The organism is Arthrobacter sp. 05L45_2 (assembly GCF_056397525.1).
Genome location: NZ_JBFTNO010000029.1, coordinates 1 through 23,201, shown reverse-complemented (window position 1 = coordinate 23,201; position 23,201 = coordinate 1). Strand labels below are relative to the sequence as shown.

At 68.2% G+C, this 23,201-nt stretch carries 24 protein-coding genes; 14 read left to right on the top strand and 10 right to left on the bottom strand.

The genetic code is table 11. The annotated features are described in order from the left end of the window. On the top strand, window positions 1-426 hold a 426-nt coding region (locus AC1DHD_RS04215), incomplete at its 5' end, for an amidohydrolase family protein (RefSeq protein ID WP_476878493.1). A 1-nt stretch (window position 427) separates the two neighbouring features. Here AC1DHD_RS04215 and AC1DHD_RS04210 read toward each other — a convergent pair. Next, window positions 428-973: a hypothetical protein gene (locus AC1DHD_RS04210; RefSeq protein ID WP_476878492.1), complete on the bottom strand. Its 546-nt coding sequence runs from the start codon at window positions 971-973 to the stop codon at window positions 428-430. A 136-nt stretch (window positions 974-1,109) separates the two neighbouring features. On the opposite strand from AC1DHD_RS04210, the gene AC1DHD_RS04205 reads away from it, so the two are divergent. From AC1DHD_RS04205 to AC1DHD_RS04195, 3 genes are all read left to right on the top strand, one after another. Further along, on the top strand, window positions 1,110-2,480 hold the full coding sequence (locus AC1DHD_RS04205; RefSeq protein ID WP_476878491.1) for an HNH endonuclease: 1,371 nt from the start codon (window positions 1,110-1,112) through the stop codon (window positions 2,478-2,480). Between the two features lie 266 nt (window positions 2,481-2,746). Continuing rightward, a complete protein-coding gene (locus AC1DHD_RS04200) occupies window positions 2,747-3,364 on the top strand; it encodes a uracil-DNA glycosylase family protein (protein WP_476878490.1) in 618 nt (205 codons plus the stop codon). A 34-nt stretch (window positions 3,365-3,398) separates the two neighbouring features. Next, window positions 3,399-4,355: an L-lactate dehydrogenase gene (locus tag AC1DHD_RS04195; protein ID WP_476878489.1), complete on the top strand. Its 957-nt coding sequence runs from the start codon at window positions 3,399-3,401 to the stop codon at window positions 4,353-4,355. Here the strand turns inward: AC1DHD_RS04195 and AC1DHD_RS04190 are convergent. Further along, window positions 4,323-5,498 carry a cation diffusion facilitator family transporter gene (locus tag AC1DHD_RS04190; RefSeq protein WP_476878488.1) on the bottom strand — a complete coding sequence of 392 codons (1,176 nt, stop codon included), beginning with the start codon at window positions 5,496-5,498 and terminating at the stop codon, window positions 4,323-4,325. The genes AC1DHD_RS04195 and AC1DHD_RS04190 overlap by 33 nt on opposite strands. Beyond that, window positions 5,495-5,818 (bottom strand): ArsR/SmtB family transcription factor, encoded by a 324-nt coding sequence (locus tag AC1DHD_RS04185; protein ID WP_476878487.1) that lies wholly within the window; start codon window positions 5,816-5,818, stop codon window positions 5,495-5,497. The genes AC1DHD_RS04190 and AC1DHD_RS04185 overlap by 4 nt, the downstream gene beginning before the upstream one ends. A gap of 149 nt (window positions 5,819-5,967) precedes the next feature. On the opposite strand from AC1DHD_RS04185, the gene AC1DHD_RS04180 reads away from it, so the two are divergent. The 5 genes from AC1DHD_RS04180 (at window position 5,968) to AC1DHD_RS04160 (ending at window position 12,294) form a co-directional block, all read left to right on the top strand. Further along, window positions 5,968-6,675, top strand: coding sequence for a FadR/GntR family transcriptional regulator (locus AC1DHD_RS04180; protein WP_476878486.1), 708 nt, complete (start codon window positions 5,968-5,970; stop codon window positions 6,673-6,675). A 76-nt stretch (window positions 6,676-6,751) separates the two neighbouring features. Continuing rightward, the gene (locus tag AC1DHD_RS04175; RefSeq protein ID WP_476878485.1) at window positions 6,752-7,792 is read left to right on the top strand and encodes an asparaginase; all 1,041 of its coding nucleotides are present in this window, start codon (window positions 6,752-6,754) and stop codon (window positions 7,790-7,792) included. A 12-nt stretch (window positions 7,793-7,804) separates the two neighbouring features. Beyond that, complete coding sequence (locus AC1DHD_RS04170; protein ID WP_476878484.1) at window positions 7,805-9,220, top strand: aspartate ammonia-lyase; 1,416 nt, start codon at window positions 7,805-7,807, stop codon at window positions 9,218-9,220. A gap of 28 nt (window positions 9,221-9,248) precedes the next feature. After that, window positions 9,249-10,853 carry an amino acid permease gene (locus tag AC1DHD_RS04165; protein ID WP_476878483.1) on the top strand — a complete coding sequence of 535 codons (1,605 nt, stop codon included), beginning with the start codon at window positions 9,249-9,251 and terminating at the stop codon, window positions 10,851-10,853. Window positions 10,854-10,977: 124 nt separating this feature from the next. Next, window positions 10,978-12,294, top strand: coding sequence for an ATP-binding protein (locus AC1DHD_RS04160; protein WP_476878482.1), 1,317 nt, complete (start codon window positions 10,978-10,980; stop codon window positions 12,292-12,294). Here the strand turns inward: AC1DHD_RS04160 and AC1DHD_RS04155 are convergent. Then, entirely contained in the window at window positions 12,291-12,908 is a 618-nt protein-coding gene (locus AC1DHD_RS04155) for an HD domain-containing protein (RefSeq protein ID WP_476878481.1), read from the bottom strand. The two genes, AC1DHD_RS04160 and AC1DHD_RS04155, sit on opposite strands and share 4 nt — an antisense overlap. Window positions 12,909-12,917: 9 nt before the next feature. After that, a complete protein-coding gene (gene gluQRS, locus AC1DHD_RS04150) occupies window positions 12,918-13,823 on the bottom strand; it encodes a tRNA glutamyl-Q(34) synthetase GluQRS (protein WP_476878480.1) in 906 nt (301 codons plus the stop codon). Window positions 13,824-14,154: 331 nt separating this feature from the next. On the opposite strand from gluQRS, the gene AC1DHD_RS04145 reads away from it, so the two are divergent. Then, window positions 14,155-14,613 carry an Lrp/AsnC family transcriptional regulator gene (locus AC1DHD_RS04145; protein ID WP_476878495.1) on the top strand — a complete coding sequence of 153 codons (459 nt, stop codon included), beginning with the start codon at window positions 14,155-14,157 and terminating at the stop codon, window positions 14,611-14,613. A 9-nt stretch (window positions 14,614-14,622) separates the two neighbouring features. Here AC1DHD_RS04145 and AC1DHD_RS04140 read toward each other — a convergent pair whose 3' ends face one another. Then, window positions 14,623-15,078 carry an Lrp/AsnC family transcriptional regulator gene (locus AC1DHD_RS04140; protein ID WP_476878479.1) on the bottom strand — a complete coding sequence of 152 codons (456 nt, stop codon included), beginning with the start codon at window positions 15,076-15,078 and terminating at the stop codon, window positions 14,623-14,625. A 105-nt stretch (window positions 15,079-15,183) separates the two neighbouring features. On the opposite strand from AC1DHD_RS04140, the gene AC1DHD_RS04135 reads away from it, so the two are divergent. Further along, window positions 15,184-15,840 (top strand): LysE family translocator, encoded by a 657-nt coding sequence (locus AC1DHD_RS04135; protein ID WP_476878478.1) that lies wholly within the window; start codon window positions 15,184-15,186, stop codon window positions 15,838-15,840. Between the two features lie 36 nt (window positions 15,841-15,876). Here AC1DHD_RS04135 and AC1DHD_RS04130 read toward each other — a convergent pair whose 3' ends face one another. The 4 genes from AC1DHD_RS04130 to AC1DHD_RS04115 form a co-directional block, all read right to left on the bottom strand. Beyond that, window positions 15,877-16,377: a DUF456 domain-containing protein gene (locus tag AC1DHD_RS04130; RefSeq protein ID WP_476878477.1), complete on the bottom strand. Its 501-nt coding sequence runs from the start codon at window positions 16,375-16,377 to the stop codon at window positions 15,877-15,879. Between the two features lie 35 nt (window positions 16,378-16,412). After that, on the bottom strand, window positions 16,413-17,621 hold the full coding sequence (locus tag AC1DHD_RS04125; RefSeq protein ID WP_476878494.1) for an NAD(P)-dependent malic enzyme: 1,209 nt from the start codon (window positions 17,619-17,621) through the stop codon (window positions 16,413-16,415). 235 nt (window positions 17,622-17,856) lie between these two features. Next, complete coding sequence (locus AC1DHD_RS04120; RefSeq protein WP_476878476.1) at window positions 17,857-18,423, bottom strand: TetR/AcrR family transcriptional regulator; 567 nt, start codon at window positions 18,421-18,423, stop codon at window positions 17,857-17,859. 157 nt (window positions 18,424-18,580) lie between these two features. After that, a complete protein-coding gene (locus AC1DHD_RS04115) occupies window positions 18,581-19,846 on the bottom strand; it encodes an MFS transporter (protein WP_476878475.1) in 1,266 nt (421 codons plus the stop codon). A gap of 96 nt (window positions 19,847-19,942) precedes the next feature. Between AC1DHD_RS04115 and rraA the strand changes: the two genes are divergently transcribed. The 3 genes from rraA to AC1DHD_RS04100 form a co-directional block, all read left to right on the top strand. After that, window positions 19,943-20,428, top strand: coding sequence for a ribonuclease E activity regulator RraA (rraA, locus tag AC1DHD_RS04110; RefSeq protein WP_476878474.1), 486 nt, complete (start codon window positions 19,943-19,945; stop codon window positions 20,426-20,428). Between the two features lie 112 nt (window positions 20,429-20,540). Next, on the top strand, window positions 20,541-22,193 hold the full coding sequence (locus AC1DHD_RS04105; RefSeq protein ID WP_476878473.1) for an MDR family MFS transporter: 1,653 nt from the start codon (window positions 20,541-20,543) through the stop codon (window positions 22,191-22,193). Between the two features lie 142 nt (window positions 22,194-22,335). Then, the coding region (locus AC1DHD_RS04100; RefSeq protein WP_476878472.1) for an MFS transporter at window positions 22,336-23,201 on the top strand (866 nt) is incomplete at its 3' end.

Sequence of the window (23,201 nt, the reverse complement as noted above, 5' to 3'; positions counted from 1 at the left end):
CAGTTGGGCCTTACCGCGAGCGTGCAGCCGGCCCACGCACTGGACGACCGCGACGCCGCCGACTCGAACTGGGCGGGCCGGACGGAGCGGGCTTTCCCGTTGCGCTCCCTGCTCGACGCCGGGGCCAGCCTGGCGCTGGGATCGGACGCCCCTGTTGCGCCGCTGGAACCGTGGACGGCGATGTCCGCAGCCACCACGCGGGCCCGCGGGGATGGCCGGCTCCCCTGGCATGCCGAACAGGCCCTGACCCGGCAGGAGGCACTGGCGGCATCAGCGCGCGGACGGCGCCGGATCAGCGTCGGTGACCCGGCCGACGTCGTTGTCCTCGACGCCGATCCGTTGGCGGTACCGGACGCCGGGTTTGCCGCCATGCCGGTGGCCGCGACGGTGCTGGCCGGACGGTTCACGTACCGCAGCGGGGTCTAGCCTAGGTCCGCCTCACCCGGGCCTGGATCAGGTTGGCGAACGGCAGGCGGCCATGGTCCCCGACAAACACGGCGTGATACGCGGCCTCTGCCGCCGTGAGCTCCTCGACGGGGAGTTCCTTCCAGGCGATGATCAGCGTCTTCGCCCCCGCGAGCTGCCAGATCAACCGCCCGTCCCAGTGGCCCGGGGGCTTGCCGGCGCCGAAATCCACGAACTCCTGGATTTGCCTGCGCAGCCCGCGGTTGCCCTTGCTGCCGGGGCCGGCTTTTCCGATGTACAGGACGTCCGCGCCCACAATCCACTCGGCGGCCAACGCCTCCGGTTTCAGGCTGGGGTCCTTCTTCTTGAAGACCCCCGCGGTGCTTTTGGCCAGGAACTGCGGGTTGGCGCCTGTCTCGGGGCCCGAAGCGCCGCCGGGGAGGRTGCCGGCGGGCAGCAGCACGGCGAAGATACCGGGTTTCTGCGGGATCCGGTTGACCTCCAGGTCAGCGATGGGCCGGAACCCGGTGAAGCCGTCCTGCTTCAGGGATTGTCTGGTGATGGGCATGGGGTCCTTGGCTCGGGTCGTTTCCTCAAGCTTACGGAGCACACGGGCACTACGGCGGGGCTTGTTGCCCGGGGCTTTTTGTCCGGCGCTTTTTGTCCGGCGCTTTGATGTCACAGGTGCCTGATTGACTGGATCTATGGACGGCAAGCAGGTGCCCGAAGTGGGCGCGGTAACAGTGACGGCAGCGGTGACCGACATCATCCGCGGCCTGGCTGGTGCACGGCCCCCGGCGGAGAGCGCAGCGTTGATCGACGAGCTCCGCATCCTGGAGGATTTGAAGTCCGCAGCTGCTGCCCGGCAGGCCCGGCTTGCCGTCGCACTCGACGGGCGCCAGCGGCACGATCAGTCCCGCGCCGGCGTGCCCCCGGACCAGCTCGGTACCGGAGTGTCAGCGCAGCTCGCCCTTGCCCGGCGCGAATCACCCGCCAAAGGAAGCCGCCTCCTCGGCCTGGCCAAAGCCCTCGTGACCGAAATGCCGCACACCCTCGCCGCACTGGAAACCGGGCACCTCAACGAATGGCGCGCCAGCCTGATCGTCCGCGAGACGGCCCGCCTGTCCGCGGCAGACCGGGCCGCCGTCGACGAAGAACTGGCGCCCGACGCCGGGGAGTTCGTTGGAGTTGGCGACCGCGCCTTGGTCGCCGCGGCCCGGGCTGCCGCCTACCGCCGCGACCCCCGCTCCGTCACCCAGCGCGCCGCCCGCGCCCAGACTGAACGCCACGTCAGTCTCCGCCCGGCACCGGACACCATGTGCCTTTTGACCGCACTCCTCCCGGTGGCCCAGGGCGTCGCGGTCCACGCTGCCCTCGCCCGCCATGCAGGCGCCATGCGTTCTAGCGGCGACGAACGCTCCCGCGGCCAGCTGATGGCCGACGCCCTGGTGGAGCGCATCACCGGAACGGCGGGCGGTATCAGCGGCATCGAAATCCAACTCGTTATGACCGACCGCACCCTGTTCCAGGGGGAGAGCGAAGCCGCCCAACTCCCTGGCTACGGCACCGTACCTGCCGGGTGGGCAAGGACACTACTCGGTCCGGATCCGGGGCAAGGCGTAGATGTCTGGCTCCGGCGGCTGTACACCGCCCCAGCCACGGGCGAGCTTGTCGGCATGGACTCCCGCGCCCGCCTTTTCCCCGCGGGGCTGCGGCGGTTCATCGAGGCCCGCGACCAGACCTGCCGGACACCGTACTGCGACGCCCCGATCCGCCACCTGGACCACATCATCCCCTGGCACGGTGGAGGTGCCACCAGTGTCACTAACGGCTCAGGTCTCTGCGAAGCGTGCAACCACACCAAGGAAGCCCCTGGCTGGAGCGCTCAACCCCGGCCGGGGCCCAGGCACACATTCCAGCTCACGACACCCACAGGGCACAGCTACTTCTCCACGGCGCCGCCACTTCCGGGGACGGTCCACCCTTCCAGGGCCGCGTCCGGCCGGCGGCACGAGCTCCGGCACCGCGCGAAATTACTCAGATTAGGCAGGGACAGGACGGCCACCGCAGCCTGATGCCGGCAGGCCTCCGGGCCGGTTAAAGGCGAAACCTGCAGGTACCTTCGCGATCTCGCTATGAGGCGGCTCGGACATTTTCACGTCCAGAACGACCCGGCTTAATCAATTGGCTACCTGCAGGCGATTTAAGCCTACGCCCGGTCCGGGACCCGTGACTAGGGGTCCGCCGTCTCTTCCGTGACGCTCGGAAACGCCGCTCGACGCAGAAGCGTAGAGTGGAACRAGACGCCTGATTCTGGACGCCGAGTGCTGAGGGAGAAATCGTGACGATTGACTGGGACGAAAAAAAGGCCCTGTTGCAGGAACCGAATATTGCGGCCGTGACACAGCTTTGCGACGAACTGATGGAGAAGAAGCCGGGGTCCGTAGTCCCGTACATCGACCCCGTCCACGACGAAGACGAATGCAGGATTGTCAGCCTTCATATCGCTCCCGGCAAGGGCTGCGAATCAGGATTTGTCTCGCACTTCAACGAGGACGAGGCCGCACGCCGGGCAACGTCCATCTACGAGGCAGTCGAACTCGACCCCCGCTACGTGATGCCGTGGAACGCGTACCCCTGGGTCCGGGACCCGGAGCTCCCCTCCGCCCTGAACGTCCAGGAAAAGACCGATGGCCTGCGTCCTTTCCGGCAGTTCATGAAGATCAACAAGCGCACGTCGGCCATCATCGCGCACGGCGCCGACGCCCACGCATTCCTCACGCTCTTCGAGAAGACCTACCACTCCTCGCTGAAGAACCGCGGCGTGAAGATATACAAGGCCACCGCCCTCGGCGGCCGCGCCTTCGCCGTGTCCCCGGCCAAGCAAGAGGAGCTCCTGGCCAAGAATGTGGGCGTTTACAAGGACGCCATGCAGCGGGCCGGGATCCAGCACCTCTAAGGGGCTCTTCGGCGCCAGCAGCAGGGAGGGGTCCATGTCCGCACATTCCGCATCCAAGCTGGCTGTCATCGGCGCCGGCAGCGTCGGCACGTCGTTGGCCTACGCTGCCCTCATCCGCGGCTCCGCCAGCCACGTTGCCTTGTTTGACGTCAACGCCGCCAAAGCCGAAGCCGAAGTCCTCGACCTGGCGCACGGTACCCAATTCACCGCGGCTGCGGCCACCGTCAACGGCGGTGCGGACATCAGCGTGACTGACGGAGCCGACGTCGTCGTCATCACGGCAGGGGCCAAGCAGGCGCCCGGCCAGACCCGCCTGGACTTGGCCGGTACCAACGTCCGCATCCTCGAACAGCTCATGCCGCAGCTGCTGGAGCACGCCCCGGACGCGGTCTATGTCCTGGTCACCAACCCGTGCGACGTGCTGACGGTCGCCGCCCAAAAGATCACGGGACTGCCGCCGTCGCGRATCTTCTCCTCCGGCACTGTGCTGGACACTTCACGGCTCCGTTGGCTGCTGGCGCACCGCGCCGGGGTGTCCGTCAGCAGCGTCCACGCCAGCATGGTCGGGGAACACGGCGATACCGAGTTCCCCGTCTGGTCCGGTGCGACCATCGGCCCGGTGCCGATCCGCGACTGGACGGTCGACGGCGAACGCATTTTTACGCCGGGCTACCTGGCCGAAGCGGCCCGGGAGGTTACCGGCGCGGCGTACAAGGTGATTGCCGGCAAGGGCGCCACGAACTACGCAATTGGTCTCTCCGGCGCCCGGATTGTCGAGGCGCTGCTGCGCTCCGAAAACGCGGTACTGCCGGTCTCCACCGTGCTGAACGGGCCCTACGGGATCAACGGCGTCGCCCTGTCGTTGCCCAGTATCGTCGGGAACGGCGGGGTCCGTGCCGTGCTGGAGACGCCGATGGACGAGGGCGAACTGGCATCCCTCCACCATTCCGCCGAGACGCTACGCCAGAGCCTCACCTCGCTCGGCATCTGACCGGCCGGAGGGCTCGCCGGGTTGGGCCGCTGCGGACCCCACCGCCGGGACCACCATCACCGAGCCGAGGTGCGGCAACGCGGCCCGGGCACCCTCTTCCAGGCTGGCGGCCGCGGCGGCAACGTCTGCCATGGTGGCTTCGGGACCGAGCGGAACGGTGATCTCCGCGTGCAGCCGATGGCCGGACCAGCGCAGCCGCGACGTTCCCCCCTGCGGCGAGCGCTCCCGGACGACGGCGGCCAGGGCGTCGCTCAGCTTGGGGTCGACGCCGTCCATAAGCCGGCGCCCGACGTCGCGCACGGTCCCCCACAGCAGCCCCATGATCGCCACGGAAATCAGCAGCCCGACGATCGGATCCGCCAGCGGGAAGCCCAGCCAGATGCCCACGACGCCGGCGACCACCGCCAGCGAGGTGAAGCCGTCCGTCCGGGCGTGGATGCCGTCGGCAATCAGCGCCGCCGAGCCTATCTGCCGTCCCACCCGGATGCGGTAGATGGCCACCAGCTCGTTGCCCGCGAAGCCGACCAGTCCGGCGGCGAGCACCCACCCGAGGTTCTGCACGGKCTGCGGCTCGAAGAAGCGGCGGATGGACTCGACGGCGGCGACCACCGCCGAGAGGGCAATCATGGCGACGATGAAAAGTCCGGCCAGGTCCTCGGCGCGGCCGAAGCCGTACGGGTAGGTGCGGGTGGGCTTCCGCCGGCCCAGGAGGAACGCGATCCAGAGCGGGACCGCCGTCAGCGCGTCGGAGAAGTTGTGCACCGTATCGGCCAGGAGCGCCACCGAGCCGCTGACCAGGACGATTGCGAGCTGGAAGAGCGACGTGGTGCCCAGGCCGAGCAGCGAGATCTTGACGGCCCGGATGCCCTGGGCACTGGATTCGAGGGCCGCGTCAATGGAGTCCGCTGAGTCATGCGAGTGCGGGACAAAGAGTTCGTGTAGCCAGCCCTTCAGTCCCGGAGCGTGGCTGTGGCCGTGGGCGTGGTCATGGTCTCCGTGGGCGCCGTGCGTATGGTCATGATCGTGACCGTGCCCGTGGCCGTGGTCGCCATGCGGGTGGTCGTGGTCATGCCCGTGATCGTGGCCGTGCCCGCCAACGGGATCGTGGCTGCGCCCGCCAACGTTGTGGTCCTTCCCGCTCATGCTCCGTGCCTCGGGGCCGTGCCGAGCGCGTGCTCCGCCTGGTGCACGGCATCCATCACCAGCTGGCGGGCGTGGTGGTTCTGCAGCCGGTAAAAGACCTTGGTGCCCTCCTGCCTGGTGGCGACCATCCCGCCGAGCCGCATCTTGGCAAGGTGCTGCGAGACGGTCGAGGCCGGCTTGCCCACGCGTTCTGCCAAGGCGTTGACCGGCAACTCCCCCTCCCCCAGGGCGAGAATGAGCCGCACCCGCGTGGCGTCGGCCAGCATGGCGAAAACCTCAACGGCCAACTCCACATGGGGACTGTCGACCTCAATCTGCATATCTGCATTCATACGCAGATAATGCCACATTCAAGACGGTATACCAACTCCCGGACGGGCGGCCGACTGCAGTCCCTGGACTCGGACCGACCCCGGCGGCGCGCGTCACGCGGTTGACACCCCGATGTGACCTCTGCCATATTTGAAATGTGAACCTGTCAGACAGCCGGACAGCAGGACAGCCCCTCGCCCGTCTCAGCGCGGCCGAGGCGGTCTTCAACGTCCTCCGCTCCGAAATCGAATCCGGCAAGCTGGGCATTGGCGCCAAGTTGAGCTCCGAGGCAACGCTTGCCCAGCAGTACGGGGTGAGCCGCTCGGTGGTCCGGGAGGCCCTCCGGTCGTGCACCGCACTGGGGCTGACCATCACCAGGACAGGGCGGGGAACGTTCGTCGTCGCTGACCACGTGGCCAAGGACCTGGTCCTGGGGCAGTACTCGGCCCTCGACCTCACCGAGGCCCGCCCCCACATTGAGGTTCCTGCCGCCGGCCTCGCCGCCGAACGCCGTTCACCTGAAGAGCTCGACACCCTCCGGGACATCCTGGCCGCCATGAACGCCGAGGACGACCCCGAGGTCTGGGTCGGCCTGGACTCGAACTTCCATGCTTTGATCGCCAAGGCCAGCCGCAACAAGGTCTTCGAGAATGTCGTCGCTGAGATCCGCGAGGCCCTGGCCCATCAGTCCGAAACCCTGAACATGGTCGCGGACCGCCAGCACGCCTCCGATGAGGAGCATGGACGCATCCTGGCCGCCATCGAGGCAGGCGACGCGGCCACGGCCCGCATCGCCATGAGCCAGCACCTGCACGCCGTCGGCGTTGCCCTCGCCTCAATCCTGGACCCCCGCACCGACTCCTGACCCCGCCGGCGCCACCGCCCGGCCGGCCTGCCGGCAGCCCCGCAGGCCACGAACCACACCCCAGCCAAAGGACCCCATGATTTCTCCAGCCCTCGCCCGCATTCCGACGCCGCCCGCCCCGGCGCGGCTACCGGAGCACGCCCCGCTTGCGGTCCAGACCCGCGACGGCGTGGTTGAGAGCGTCCACTACGGCTCCGCCGTCGCCACCGGGACGGACGACCGGACCCTCCTGGCCGCCGGCGACCCGCTGGCCGCCTTCTACCCCCGCTCCGCGCTCAAGCCCCTTCAGGCCGTGGCCATGGTCCGGGCCGGGCTCGACCTCCCGGAAGAACTCCTCGCCCTGGCCGCCGCGAGCCACTCCGGTGCCGCCATCCACCGCGACGGCGCACAGCGCATCCTGGACCTGCACGGACTGAGTGCCGCAGACCTGGAGAACAGCACCGATCTTCCGTACGGTGTCAGCGAGCGTGAGGAGTGGCTGGCCAGCGGCGGGAAGGCCACGCAGCTGACCCAGAACTGCTCCGGGAAGCACGCCGCGATGGCCGCCACGTGTGTCATCAACGGCTGGCCGGTCCGGGGCTACCTCGACCCGCAGCACCCGCTGCAGCAGCTCGTGGCCCGGACAGTGGTGGAGCTGACCGGCGAGGACCCCAGGGCCACCAGCACCGACGGCTGCGGGACCCCGCTCTTCGCGCTTACCCTGCCGGGCATGGCCCGCGCCTTCGGTACGCTGGCCGCGAGCGAGGACGCCGCGGAGTCCGCCGTCGCCAACGCCATGCGCCGGCACCCCGTGATGGTTGCCGGCGAGCACCGGGATGTCACAGCGCTGATGCGCCTGATTCCGGGCCTCCTGGCGAAGGACGGCTTCGAAGGGGTCCAGCTGGTGGGCCTTCCGGACGGACGCGCCGTCGCCGTCAAGATCTCCGACGGCGGGGACCGCGCCCGGATGCCCGTCACCGTCCGTCTCCTGGCAGCGCTCGACGTCGACACCTCCCCCCTGGCGGGTCTCGCGGCGACGGACGTGCTGGGCGGCGGCCGACCCGTCGGCACGCTGCAGGCCACGGATTTCCTCGCTGCCGAAACCCCCACGACTCCCACCACCTCCGAAGACCTGTAAGGACCGACCGTTATGACTTCGATCGACGAAATCGCAGAATTCCGCTCCGAGCACGACCTCCTGGGCGACCGTGATGTTCCGGCCGGCGCGTACTGGGGCGTCCACACCCTCCGTGCCGTGGAGAACTTCCCCATCACCGGCCAGCCGCTCTCGTCCAACATGCACCTGGTCCGCGGGCTGGCCGCGGTGAAGCTCGCCGCCGCCCGCACCAACCACGAACTCGGACTCCTCGACGCCGAACGCGCCCGGGCCATCGAGGACGCCTGCGCCGACGTTATGGACGGCAAGCTCAGCGAGCAGTTCGTAGTGGACGTCATCCAGGGCGGGGCCGGAACGTCGTCGAACATGAATGCCAACGAGGTGATCGCCAACCGGGCCCTGGAAATCCTCGGCCACCCGAAGGGCGACTACGCCCGGCTGCACCCGAACGACCACGTCAACCTCAGCCAGTCCACGAACGACGTCTACCCCACCGCGGTCAAGCTCGGCACCATCTTTGCCGCCCGGGAACTGCTGGCTGCCCTCACCGAACTGGAAGACGCTTTCGCCGCCAAGGCCCTGGAATTCCGCACGGTGGTCAAGATGGGCCGCACCCAGCTCCAGGACGCCGTCCCCATGACACTCGGCCAGGAGTTCGGCACCTACGCCATCACGATCGGCGAGGACCGGCTCCGGCTGGCCGAAGCCGACCTGCTGATCCACGAGATCAACCTCGGCGCCACGGCGATCGGCACCGGCCTGAACGCACCGGCCGGCTATGCGGAGGCCGCCTGCCGGCACCTGGCCGAGATCACCGGCCTGCCCCTGGTCACCGCGCCGGACCTGATCGAGGCCACCCAGGACGTGGGCGCCTTTGTGCACCTCTCCGGCGTGCTGAAGCGGGTGGCCGTGAAACTCTCCAAGATCTGCAACGACCTCCGGCTGCTCTCCTCCGGCCCGCGCGCCGGATTCGGCGAAATCAACCTCCCGGCCGTGCAGTCCGGCTCCTCGATCATGCCCGGCAAGATCAACCCGGTCATCCCGGAAGTGGTGAGCCAGGTGGCCTACGAGGTCATCGGCAACGACGTCACCATCACCATGGCCGCAGAAGCCGGCCAGCTCCAGCTCAACGCCTTCGAACCGATCATCGTCCACAGCCTCCACAAGAGCATCTCGCACCTGGAAGCCGCCTGCCGCACCCTCACGGCCCGCTGCGTCCGGGGTATCACCGCCAACACCGAACGGCTCCGCCTTACCGTGGAACAGTCGATCGGCCTCGTCACCGCCCTGAACCCGCAGCTGGGCTACGCGACGGCCACGGCCATCGCGCAGGAAGCCCTCGCCACCGGCAAGGGAGTCGCGGAACTCGTCCTCGAACACGGGCTGCTCACCGCCGAGCAGCTCACCGAACTGCTCAGCCCGCAGCGCCTGGCCAACCTGAGCAAGTAGCAACTCCGCCCCCCCAAAGGATTCCCCCATGACCCATCCAGAAACTGCCCGCGCCCAAAAACCGCCGGTGCAGGACCAGCCAACCCGGCAGCAAGCCGTCTCCGACCACACGATTCCGGCCCACGCCCACGCGTCCGAGGCCGCCCTCCATGCCGAAGACCAGGGCTATCACAAGGGCCTGAAACCCCGGCAGGTCCAGATGATCGCAATCGGCGGCGCCATCGGCACCGGCCTGTTTATGGGCGCAGGTGGCCGGCTCGCCGCCGCGGGCCCGGCCCTGATCATCAGCTACGCCCTCTGCGGATTCTTCGCGTTTATGATCCTGCGGGCCCTCGGTGAACTCGTAATGCACCGGCCGTCGTCGGGCTCTTTCGTTTCCTACGCCCGGGAATTCTTCGGCGAGAAAGCCGCGTTTGTCACCGGCTGGCTCTACTGGCTGAACTGGGCCATGACGGCGATCGTGGATATCACCGCCGTCGCGCTGTACATGAACTTCTTCAAGAAGTACTGGGCGCCCGTTGCGGACGTCCCGCAGTGGACCTGGGCGCTGGCCGCCCTCATCCTGGTGCTGGGCCTGAACCTGATCAGCGTCAAGGTGTTCGGCGAGCTCGAATTCTGGTTCGCGCTGATCAAGGTCGTGGCGCTGGTGTCCTTCCTGGTGGTCGGGATCTACTTCGTCATCTTCGGCACCCCGGTGGAGGGCCACGAGGTGGGCTTCAGCCTCATCGCGGATAACGGCGGCATGTTCCCCAACGGCCTGCTGCCGGCCATCGTGGTGATGCAGGGTGTGGTGTTCGCCTACGCCTCGATCGAGCTGATCGGCACCGCGGCGGGCGAGACGGAAAACCCGGAGAAGATCATGCCGCGGGCCATCAATACCGTGATCGTGCGTATCGCCGTGTTTTACGTCGGCTCACTCGTGCTGCTCTCGCTGCTGCTGCCTTACAGCTCCTACAAGGCAGGCGAAAGCCCGTTCGTGACGTTCTTCGGCTCCATCGGTGTGGACGGGGTGGACGCCATCATGAACCTGGTGGTTCTCACCGCGGCCCTCTCCTCGCTCAACGCCGGCCTGTACTCCACCGGCCGGATCATGCGGTCCATGTCCGTCTCGGGGTCCGCACCGAAATTCGCCGCCCGGATGAACAAGGCGGGTGTGCCCTACGGCGGCATCGCCCTCACCGCCGGCGTGGCCGTCCTGGGTGTCATCCTGAACGCCGTGGTCCCCGCCGAGGCCTTCGAGATCGTCCTGAACGTCGCGTCGCTGGGCATCATCAGCACCTGGGCCATGATCGTGCTGTGCCAGATGCAGCTCGCCCGGCTCGCGGCACGCGGCGAACTCCTCCGCCCGTCCTTCCGGATGCCCGGCGCCCCGGTCACCGGATGGATCACCCTGGCCTTCCTGCTGGCGGTCCTGGTCCTGATGGCCTTCGACTCCCCCGTCGGCACCTGGACCATCGCGTCGCTTGTTATCATCGTCCCGCTCCTGATGCTCGGCTGGCGCCTCTGCCGACACCGAATCCTGGAAATCGCGGCGGTCCGTGACGGTTTCACCGGCCCGTACCCGCTGGTGGCCAACCGTCCCTCCGGGCGCTCCGGAAACGCCGGCAGCTCCGGCACTTCCGGCACCGAGTAGCCCGCGGGCAAACCCGGCGGCGGCGTAACGCGGGTAACCGGTTCGCCGCCGCCGGGCACCGTTCGCCTAAGCTCGGAGGAACCGTTCCACCTGGCTCAGCGACGAACCACCCGGGAGACTTCTCATGACCACCTGGCGAATCAGGGATTTTCATTCCGCCGACCTGGACGGGATCCTGCACCTGTGGGAGTCCCTCAAGGCCACCAATGTCGAGCCGGTGTACGCCCTGTCCGAGGTCCTGGCCTCCTGCGAAAAGGACCACGCCGTCGTGGCAGTCCAGGGCGAGCAGGTGGTGGGCGCCGCCGCCGGCCGTGCCGCGCACGACCAGGGCTGGATCGTCTTCCTGGCCACCCTCCCCGAATTCCGCGGCCGCGGCATCGGCACGTCGCTGCTGGCCGCCGTCGAAAACCGGATGGCCCCGCACGGGCTGAACAAGCTCTCCGCGCTGATGCCGGAATCCGAGACCCGGGTGGAGGCGTTCCTGAGCCGGGGCTTTGTCCTGAAGCAGAACCTCCGCTATTTCGAACGCAAGATCCCGGTCCAGCGCCAGGAACTCGAACCGCTGAGCCAGCTGGGCGGCCGGATCCTGGCCCGTGACCTGTGGGAAAACGTCGCCGGGATGCGCAACGAGAAGGAACTCCTGGAACGCCGACTGGTGTTGCCCCTCGCCGAGGCGGACCTCGCCGACGAGTACGGGGTGGTCCCCCCGCGGGCTGTGGTGCTGTTCGGCCCGCCCGGGACCGGGAAAACGACGTTCGCCAAGGCCATAGCGTCCCGCCTGGAGTGGCCCTTTGTGGAAGTGTTTCCCTCCCGGCTGGCCGCGGATCCGCTGGGCCTGGCCGGCGCCCTGCGTGAGACGTTCCTGGAGATCGCCGAGCTCGAGCACGCCGTCGTCTTCATTGACGAGGTGGAAGAGATCGCCTCGCAGCGCGCCGGGGATCCGCCGTCGCCGCTGCAGGGTGTCACCAACGAACTCCTGAAGATCATCCCGGCGTTCCGCGAACAGCCCGGCCGGCTCCTGGTCTGCGCCACCAACTTCATCCGCGCGCTGGACTCCGCATTCCTGCGCCACGGCCGGTTCGACTACGTCATCCCGATCGGCCTGCCGGACCGGCTGGCCCGCGAGGCCATGTGGCAGCGGTTCATCCCGGCCACCGTGGTGGACGACGTCGACGTGGAGCTGCTCGTGGACCGCATCGAGGGTTTCTCCCCCGCGGACATCGAATACGCCGCCCGCAGCGCCTCCCAGCGTGCGCTTGAGAAGGCAGTGTACGACGACGGCGGTGCGGCCTCAGGCGGCCCGGCAGCTGTCCGCGACGCCGTCCGGAAGGGGCCCGCCACCCAGGATTACCTGGATGCCATCGCGGACACGCGGACCACCGTCAGCGCCGAGGTGCAGCAGGAGTTCCTGGAGGACATTGACCTGCTGGGCCGGGTCTAGTCTTCGGACCCGTCGCCGTACGAGAGGTTTTCGTAGTCGGTGTCGTCGGCCTCGTCGAGCATGTCGTCGAGCTCGTCCAGCAGCCAGGGGTTGATCCGGGCCAGGATCTTGCGGGTTTCTTCCACCGGCACCGCGGCGTAGAGGACCGGCCGGGCGTCGGCGTAACGGGTGACCGGGGGCTTGTCCGGCCATTTCTCGGCCAGCGCCTTAACCCGTTCCGGCAGGGAGTTGTGGGCATTGTCGGCGATTTTGACCAGGGTGGCGTCGTGGTCCTCGGCGATGTAGCGGATGCCTGACTGGTAGTCATCCGGGTTCTCGTGCAGACGCGTGGTGACCCGCTCGATGATGTCCACGGCCCGTTCCGGGACGCCCATTTCCAGCAGCGCCTGCCGCGTCATGGGCGTGTCTTCCGCGATGTCGTGCAGGTATCCGGCGATCCGGACATTGTCATCGAAGTCGGCCAGCGCATCTCCGACGGCCAGCACGTGCTCGCGGTAGGGGCGCTTGAGCTTGTCCTTCTGGCGGTTGTGGGCCACTTCGGCGAGGACCCGCGCCGTGTCGACGGTGAAGCCGGCTTGGGGCACGGACGCTTCGTTTGACTCTGGTTCTGACATGGTTCCAGCCTACGCGGCGGAGCCCCCGGCGCCGGGCCACACCCAGGGCTCCCGGGGCAGCGTGGCCGGATCGAAGACGCGCAGGGCCTCCTCCAGGGTGCCCGGGGGCAGGCCCAGGGACTCCAGCAGGGTGTCGCGCACCTGCCCGACGGCGGTGCCGGCAGCAGCGAGGTCGGCCAGGGTCACCGCACCGTCGCGTTTGGCGAGCCGGGCGCCGTCGGCGTTGACCACCAGCGGCACGTGGGCATATTCCGGAACAGGAATATTCAAAAGGGAGGCGAGGTGGGCCTGCCGGGGTGTGGAGGGCAGGAGGTCATCGCCACGGACCACCTGGTCGATTCCCTGCGCGGCGTCGTCCACCACCACCGCCAGGTTGTACGCGGCCACCCCGTCGTTCCTCCGCAGCACGAAGTCGTCCACCATCCCGGTGTAGGTTCCATGCAGCACGTCCTGGACCGTCGCTTCGGCCACGCCAGCGCGGAGCCGGACTGCCGCGGGACGGATCGCCCGTTTGCGGGCGCGCCCGGCCGCATCCAGGTCCCGGCAGGTGCCGGGGTACGCGCCCTGCGGGGCATGCGGGGCATGCGGGGCGGAGGGGGCCTCCTGGATTTCACGGCGGGTACAGAAACATTCGTACGTCAGCCCGGCGTCGGCGAGCCGCTCGATCGCCGCGGTGTAGTGCGCCTCGCGCTCCGTTTGCCGGACAATGTCGCCGTCCCAGGTAACGCCGATCGCCGCGAGGTCCCGGAGCTGCCCGGCCTCGGCACCGGCGCGTGCGCGGTCCAGGTCCTCGACGCGCATCAGGAAGCTGCGGCCCGTGGACCGGGCGAAGAGCCACGCGAGCATGGCGGTACGAAGGTTGCCGACGTGGAGCTCACCGGAGGGGCTGGGGGCGAAACGTCCGGCAGGGGTCATGGGATAAGCCTATGCGGGCCAACGCAAGAGCCCCTCAGCCACCGATGACTTCGGACATCCGACGTCGGGGGCTCAGGGGCTCTTGCCGTAAAGGGGTGCGGAAAGACGATGCGTGAACAAGAGTCATTCAGCGGCGGGCTCCTTGCGGGGCGCCTCATCCAGAGTCCGGGAGGTGTACCGGGGGATCTGTAGCCTTGCGGGTCCCCGGCGGTGGCCGGGGTCCCGTGTTGCCACTATTTGAGCAGTAGTCATACAGTTGGTGCAACGGACAGGCAACTGATTGGTCAGACTGACCAATGGCAGTCCGGGCGACTAGCAGGAAGTGGTCAGATTGCAGCAGCTCGACCCGACGGATCGCCGGATTCTCCTGGCCCTTGATGCCGACCCCCGGGTTCCCATCATGGTGCTGGCGCAGAAACTTGGCCTGGCCCGCGGGACCGTCCAGTCCCGCCTCGAGCGCATGACAGCGTCGGGCGCCCTGCGGGCCAACAGCAGCCGGGTGCTGCCGTCCGCGCTGGGGCGCGGGGTGGCCGCTGCCGTCAGCGCCGAACTGGACCAGAGCCACCTGGACGAGGCGATCGCCGCGCTGCGGAACATCCCCGAGGTGCTCGAGTGTCATGCGCCCGCCGGCGACACGGACCTCCTGATCCGGGTGGTAGCCACCAGCCCGGACGATCTCTACCGGGTGTCCGAGGAGATCCGGCTGTGTCCCGGGATTGTGCGGACCTCCACCAGCATGTTCCTGCGCGAGGTCATCCCGTACCGGACCACGGGGCTGCTGGGCGGCTGAGCCGGCGGCTCAGACGGGCGGGCCGGCGTTCGCCTTGAGGTTCTTCATCACCAGGGTTGAGGTCAGTCGCTCGACCCCGGGCAGCGAGGTCAGTTCGGCGTCGTAGAAGCGCTGGTAGGCGGGCAGGTCCTCGGCAATAACCTTCAGCAGGTAGTCCGGTTCCCCGAACAGCCGCTGGGCCTCGACGATGTTGGGGTTCTCGGCGACGCGGTTCTCGAAGATTTCCATGGTGGCACGGTCCACCTGCCGCAGCGTCACGAAGACTATCGCCTCGAAACCCAGCCCCACGGAGGCTGGATCAATATCGGCCCGGTAGCCCCGGATGACGCCTGACGCCTCCAGCTCACGGAGCCGGCGGTGGCAGGGCGCCACGGTCAGTCCCACCTTGGCCGCGAGCGCTGTCGCGGTCATCCGGCCGTCTTCACGAAGGTAGCGCAAAATACTTCGGTCAATATGGTCTATCACGCAAATATCGTATCGTCGGCGCGGAAAGGAGGGCGAAAAGGGGGAGCACTTTTGGGCCACAAATTCCTAGGCTTACTCCAGTCACCCGTTGGACAGGAGTAAGCCGTGAACCCCCAGTTGTTTCTTGCCTTTATTGGTGTGGCCGTTGCCCTGGCCTGCACCCCCGGGGTGGACTGGGCCTACTCCATCAGCGCCGGACTCCGGGAACGCAGCTTTGTCCCGGCAGTCGCCGGGCTGTGTGGCGGGTACGTTGTGCACACCGCGCTGCTGGTTGCGGGGCTGGCGGCCGTGATCACCGGGCTGCCAGGGCTGATGGGCTGGCTCACCGTGGCCGGCGCGGCCTACCTGCTGTGGCTTGGTGTCAGCACCGTGCGTTCCTGGCGCGGGGCAAGCTTCGGTGCCCGGCCGGGCGATCCTGTCCGGGACAACCAGTTCCGGGTCTTCCTCCAGGGCATGGGCACCAGCGGGATCAACCCCAAGGGGCTGCTCTTTTTCGTGGCCCTGGTCCCGCAGTTCGTCAGCCGTGATGCGGCGCTTCCGGTCCCGCTGCAGTCCGGCCTGCTGGGACTGACGTTTGTGGTGCTGGTGGCCGTGATCTACACCTGCGTGGCGCTGATGTCCCGGAAGCTCCTGCATTCCCGCCCGGGGGCGGCCCGGCGGGTGACGCTAGCCAGCGGGATCATCATGGTGGGCCTGGGCCTGGTCCTGCTGGCCGAGCAGCTGCTTCCCCTGGTTGGCAGGATCGCGGCGGCGGCCGGCTGACACCCGGGCCTGCTGATGCGCAGCGGCCGGTACCGGTCAGGCGGACGCCGCGACCCAGACGCCGATCACCCAGGTACTGGCCGCCAGGCAGGCCAGCCCGAATTCCGTGATCATGCCCAGCCCGGTGGCTTTGAGCGCGGCCCAGCTGGAAACCACCGCGGTACGCCAGACCCGGGTGCGGTGGAGTTCGCTCAGCAGCAKGCCGGCCGCGAACCCGACGAAGAGCCCCACCACCGGGATCACGAACATCCCCACCACGCCGAACACGAGGCCGGTGACGACCGAACGGCCCGGCACGCTGTGCTGTTTGAGTTTCCGGCCGGTGAGGACAGCGGACGCGGCCATCCCGGCCGCCACGAGCGCCAGCCCGATTCCGAAAACCACCCAGCCGGTGACCCCGGCCCCTCCCCAGAGCGCCCAGGCCAGCAGGCTCAGGGCGATCAGGATGCTGCCGGGCAGCACCGGGATGATGATGCCCGCGACGCCCACCAGGATGGCGAGCCCGCAGAGGATCGTGACGACGGTTCCGGGGTTCATGGCCCCAGTCTAGGCTCGGCGGCCGCGACGGCCCGTTACTCCGCTGCGACGGCCTCTGCGACGGCGGCTGCCACGGCCGGGGCGACGCGCGGGTCCAGGGGGCTCGGGACGATGTAGTCGGCGGAGAGCTCGCCCTCGGCCAACCCTGCAATGGCGCGGGCGGCTGCCAGCTTCATGGCCGGCGTGATGCGCCGCGCCCCGGCGTCCAGGGCTCCGCGGAAGATCCCGGGGAAGGCCAGCACGTTGTTGATCTGGTTCGGGAAGTCGCTGCGGCCGGTCGCGACGACGGCGGCGTACTTGGCCGCGACCTCCGGCAGCACCTCCGGGTCCGGGTTGGACAGGGCGAAGACAATGGCGCTGTGGTTCATCAGCTTGAGGTGCTCTTCATCCAGCCGCGAGGAGGAGACACCAATGAAGACGTCCGCGCCGAGTAGCGCCTCGCCGGGGCCGCCGGAGACACTGCGGGGGTTGCTGCGGGCCGCGAGTTCGGCCTTCTTGCTGTTCGGATCTGCGGCGATGTCGGTGCGGTCCTTGTGGATCACGCCGCGGGAGTCAAGCAGGACGACGTCGTCGATTCCGGCGGCCAGCAGGATCTCGGCGACGGCGATGCCCGCGGCGCCTGCCCCGGAGACCACCACGCGGAGGCTCCCGAGTTCGCGCTCGGTCACCTTGGCGGCGCCGGTCAGGGCTGCCAGGACCACGACGGCGGTGCCGTGCTGGTCATCGTGCATCACGGGGCAGTCGAGGGCTTCGATCAGCTTTTCCTCGAGCTCGAAGCAGCGCGGTGCCGACACGTCCTCGAGGTTGACCGCGCCGAAGCTGGGGCGCAGGCGGACCAGCGTTTCGACGATTTCGTCCACGTCGGTGGTGTTCAGGACCAGCGGGATGGAGTCGAGGTCGCCGAAGGCTTTGAAGAGCGCCGACTTGCCTTCCATCACGGGCAGGGACGCGCTGGGGCCGATGTTGCCCAGGCCCAGGACGGCCGTTCCGTCGCTGACCACCACTACGAGGCGCTCGGCCCACGTGAGGGTCCGGGCGAGGCCCGGTTCGGCCGCGATCGCGCGGCTGACCTGTGCGACCCCGGGGGTGTAGGCAATGGACAAATCGCGTTTGCTGGCCAGCGGGACGGTGCTGGTGATCGAGAGTTTGCCGCCCTGGTGGGAGGCGAAGATTTCCTCGTCGCCGAGTGCGGCGAGGGGGGCGTCTTCAGCCCCTGCGGAGGAGGTGCGGGCAGAGGGATTGATCGTTTCAGTGGACACGTCGTTGTCTCCTGGGGCTCACCGTGGGCGTACGGCACTTTGGCTGCTGGGGCACCGCGGTGCCCCGGATGGTCTGGGAAAACTCCGGGGCGGCCCCGGGGTGGCGGGCCTGCGGTATGGAGTTTCCGGAAGTGCTGGCGCTGGCGCCGCTCCGGTCCTGCCATGGTAAGCAGCCCGGTTGCCCGCCGAAGATTCGGCCGGACACATAGCGGTAACTGGTCTAGACCGGAGACCCGTTCCCGCCGCCGCGGGCCAGCAGCGAGCAGGCCTTCTTCAGATCTTCCTCCGCCTCGAACAGTGACAGGCGGCGGCACCGGACGGCCTGCACCAGGCCCGTGACGGTCAGGAGCAGGACCCGCGAGACGGCCGGATCGCCACTGACGGCGGTCACAGCCTTCTCCGCGGTGGCGTCGATGTCCCGGAGCAGCCGGGTGGTGTCTGTGTCCTTGGCGTACACCGTGCGGTTCAGGCATTGCTCGACGGCGGGCTGCATCAGGCGCATGTGGAAGATCTCCATCGCCGCTCCCGCCAGGGCGTGCGCGGGCGCCTTGGTGCCTGCCGGCCATTCGCCCTGGTGCAGTTCGCCAAGTTGCTTGCGGTAGAGCGCCAGCATCAGCTGAGTCGAGGAAGGGAAGTAGCGGTACAGGGTGCCCAGCGGCACGTCCGCTCCGGCGGCCACTTCGGACAGGACCACGGAGTCCAGGCCCTTCCGGGCGAAGCCGGCGGCGACGTCGAGAATCCGGGCATAACGCCGGCGCTGCCGGGGCAGCGTGGGCGGCGGGGCCATTGGCGGAAGATCCGAAGGGAATTCAGGCATCRGCAGCGTTCCGGGGGTCGTTTTTCTCGGCAGCCGGGAGGGTCAGTCCACAGCGCTGCCGCGGCAATCCCGTCCACTATACGGCACGGGACAGGGCCTTCCGCCAGTCATACAGTCCGGCTGGACGCTAGTCCACACCCTTGATTTTGACCACAAAAACGGCGCCCAGCAGACCGATGACCGCGGCCGCCACATACAGCGATACGTAGCCGCCCCAGAGGGCCACAAAGGGATAGGCGATCAGCGGGGCGAGCACCTGGGGCAGCGAATTAGCGATGTTGATAACACCCAGATCCTTGCCCCGGCTAAGCGCCGTCGGCAGCACCTGGGTGATGAGGGCGAAGTCCACGGCCAGGTAGGAACCGAAGCCGATACCCAGCACCGAGGCGCCGATCAGCGCCCCGGTCCAGGTGGGGGCGAACGCCAGGATCAGGGCGGCCGCGGCGATGACGACGGAGGAGAGGATCACCAGGGGTTTGCGCCGGCCCATCCGGTCGCTGATCCGGCCGCCGACCACGCTCGTAATGATGACCATCACCGCGTAAAGGCCGGTCAGGATCAACACGCCGAGCTCCGCCCCGATGCCCTGTGTCTGCGTCAGGCGCACTGCATCGGTGAGGAAGAAGAGCAGGTACAGCGTCACCATGTGGTTGCCGATGTTCACCAGCAGCCGGGTCAGCCAGGCCCACGCGAAATCCGGGTGGCGGGCCGGGGAGATCCAGAAGCTGCGGAGAAATGCGCCCAGCCGGAAGGCGGACCTGCCCTCCGCCGGCAACGCGACGTCGTCGTTCTTGAAGAAATACAGGACGACGCCGGCCAGCAGCGCCACTGCGGAGAACACGTACCCGAGCGCGAAGTTGCCCGAAACGACGGCCGCGATGACGGCGCCGAGGAGGATGCCCACGGTCTGGCCCATGGCGGCCAGCCCTCCGACGGTGCCGCGCTGGGGAACCGGCACCCGGTCCGGGATGGCGGCGGTGACGGCGGCATAGGCGGCGTTGCAGCCGGCCTGGACGAGGCACCAGAGCAGTGTCATCATGGCGACGTCCGGGGCGCCGGCCAGCGCTACCAGCGCGGCCGCCCCGAGGATCGCGCCGAAGAGGACCCACGGCACCCGCCGGCCCCGCCGTGCGGTGGTCCGGTCGCTCAGTGCCCCGAACAACGGGTTGGCAACCAGGGACACGGCTGCCCCGGCCCCGGTGACCAGGGCCAGGATGGCTTCCTTTTCGCCCTCGTTGAAGGCGGCTGCCTGTTGGCCGAGCAGCACCTGCAGCGGACCGAAAAACGCGGCGTTGATGCCCACGTTGACCAGGACCACCCCGGCGGTCCAGACCGGCCGGACGCGCTGCCGGGGTTCGGCGAGCGCCGGTGCGTCGGTGTTGGACAGGCTCATGTGGTTCCCCCGGAACGGATGACTGATGATCAGTGTGGRCCCAGACTATCGTGGGCATCACCCATGACCGCCGTTGAACCCCTCCAAGGAGAACCCGTGCCGGATGCCCCCACGAACCCTGTCAACACCGCCGACCTCTACGACGAGCGCGGCGGGGAGCTGGACTCGATCGCCCTGCAGTTCCAGTCACTCGGCGGCCGCACGCACTTCAGCGGCCCGGTCCGGACCATCCGCTGCTTCGAAGACAACGCCCTGGTCAAGGAAACCCTGGCCACGCCGGGACACGGAGCGGTGCTGGTGGTCGACGGCGGCGGCTCGCTGCGGACCGCGCTGATGGGGGACCTGATCGCGGCGAGCGCCGTCCGGAACGGCTGGGCCGGCGTCGTTATCAACGGCGCCATCCGGGACCGGGTGGCCGTGGCCGGGCTGGAGCTGGGCGTCAAGGCCCTGGGCAGCAACCCGCGCAAGAGCGCCAAGGCGGGCGCCGGGGAAACCGACGTGGAGCTGGAGATCGACGGCGTGGCCATCCGGCCGGGACAGCGGATCTGGTGCGACCCGGACGGRATCCTGCTGGAACGCTAAGCCGCGGCCCGGGCCGCCGGAAAAGTGGGCGGGCGGGAACAAAGCACACAGTAAGATAGTTACTGAAAGCAACCTTCCTGCTTAACCCCACTTTCTTCCCCTTGGAGCAGTTATGTCCAAAACCACATCCACCCGCCTGCCCGGCGAGGTCCTGACGCACCGCCAGACCATCACGGTCATGGTGGGCCTGATGCTCGGCATGTTCCTCTCGTCGCTGGACCAGACCATCGTCTCGACCTCCATTTACACCATCGCGAATGACCTCGACGGCCTTTCGCTGCAGGCCTGGGCGACGACGGCGTACCTGATCACCTCCACGGTCAGCACACCCCTCTACGGCAAGCTCAGCGACATCTTCGGCCGCCGCCCGCTGTACCTCGCGGCGATCCTGATCTTCCTGGCCGGCTCGCTGTATGCAGGCTCGGTCCACTCCATGACCGAGCTCGCGGTGGCCCGCGGCATCCAGGGCATGGGCGCCGGCGGCCTGCTGGCCCTCGCGCTGACCATCATCGGGGACATCGTGGCACTCAAGGACCGCGCCAAGTTCCAGGGCTACTTCATGTCCGTCTTCGGCATCTCCTCCGTGCTGGGTCCGGTGATCGGCGGCGCCTTCGCCGGTTCCGCGACGATCCTCGGCTTTGACGGCTGGCGCTGGGTCTTCTTCATCAACATCCCGATCGGCCTGGCTGCCCTCGCTGTGGTCTTCCTGTACCTGCACCTGCCTGCCAAGCACCTGAAGCAAAAGATCGACTACTGGGGCGCGGCGGCCATCACCCTGGCGATCGTGCCGCTGCTGCTCGTCGCCGAACAGGGCCGCACGTGGGGCTGGAGCTCCACCGGAGCCTTCCTCTGCTACGGCCTCGGCGTCCTCGGCATCATCGCGTTCCTGCTGGCCGAGAAGCGCGCAGGCGACTACGCCCTGATTCCGCTCCGGCTGTTCCAGAACATCACCTTCGGGCTCTCTTCGCTGCTGAACTTCATCATCGGCGTTGGTATGTTCGGTGCCATCGCGATGCTGCCGATGTACCTGCAGCTGGTCAAGGGCCTCACCCCCACCGAGGCCGGCCTGATGATGATCACCTTCACCGTGGGCATCCTGACCGGGTCCATCACCGCAGGGCGGACCATCTCCGCGTCCGGGACGTACCGCATCTTCCCGATCCTGGGCACCGCGGTCCTGACCGCGGCCGCCGTCGTTATGGGATTCTCGCTGGGCGTTGACACCCCGCTCTGGGTTCCCGGCGCCATCGCCGTGTTCTTCGGCCTGGGCCTGGGCTTCTGCATGCAGCCGCTCACCCTGGCCATGCAGGTCTCCGTTCCCGCGAAGGATATGGGCGTGGGTACGTCCTCCGCCGCGTTCTTCCGGTCCATGGGCGGCGCCGTGGGCACCGCGGTGTTCATCTCGATGCTGTTCAGCCTCGCCGCCGACAAGATCGCCACGGGGATGAAGGACGCCGTGAAAAACGCGGACTACCTCAAGGTCCTCAAGGATCCGGCCGTGGCCGCCGACCCGGCCAACGCCAAGCTCTACGAGTTCTTCAAGAACGGCGCCAGCAACGACTCCCTCAACGACACGAGCTGGCTGCACACGGCGAACGCCGCCCTGACCCGGCCCATCACCGAAGGATTCGCCCAGTCGATCGACGCCGTGATGCTCACCGCCGCCGTCCTGACCGGCGTCGCGTTCCTGATCAGCTTCGCTTTGCCGAACAAGAAGCTGACGGACCCCAAGGCCGCGGCGTCGGAATCCGTCCCGGCCCACTAGGCACAGAGGGCCCCGCCGGCGCCGCCGCGAACCGTATGTTTCACATCACTTGGCAAGCATGTGACATGCATCGCGGCGGCGCCAGTGCAAGACTGGGTAGTTGCGGCGTGAGCCGTCTACCGAGAATTGCCAAGGGAGCCTCATGACCACCACCCAAGACCAGACCGCCGCCAAGATCCCCAAGCGGGTCATTTGGCTGGCCGTGGCAGGCGCCGTTGGCGGCTTCCTCTTCGGTTTCGACTCATCGGTCGTCAACGGCGCAGTCGACGCCATCAAGGAAGAATTCGCGCTCAGCGAGGCCGTGACCGGCTTTGCTGTCGCCGTGGCCCTGCTGGGCTGCGCCGCCGGCGCCTACCTCGCCGGCAAGGTCGCTGACCGGTACGGCCGCATCCCCGCGATGAAGATCGGCGCGCTCCTGTTCCTGGTCAGCGCGTTCGGCACCGGCTTCGCGTTCGGCGTCTGGGACCTGATCTTCTGGCGTCTGATCGGCGGCCTGGGCATCGGCCTGGCCTCCGTGATCGCCCCCGCCTACATCTCCGAGATCTCGCCGCGGCACGTCCGCGGCCGCCTGGCGTCGCTGCAGCAGCTCGCCATCACCACCGGCATCTTCGCCGCCCTGCTCTCGGACGCGGTCTTCGCCAACGTCGCCGGCGGCGCGGACCAGACCCTGTGGCTCGGCATCGAAGCCTGGCGCTGGATGTTCATCGCCGGGGCCGTCCCCGCGGTGGTCTACGGCTGGATCGCCTTCACCCTGCCCGAGTCGCCGCGCTACCTCGTGTTCAAGGGCAAGGATGAGGAAGCCCTGAAGGTGTTCCAGTCCATCGCCCCGGACGATGACACCGACCGGCACCTGCGGGACATCAAAAAAGCCATCGAAGAGGACAAGGTCGCGGGCCAGAAGGGCTCGCTGCGCGGCAAGGCCCTGGGCCTGCAGCCCGTGGTCTGGATCGGCATCATCCTGTCGGTGCTGCAGCAGTTCGTGGGCATCAACGTGATCTTCTACTACTC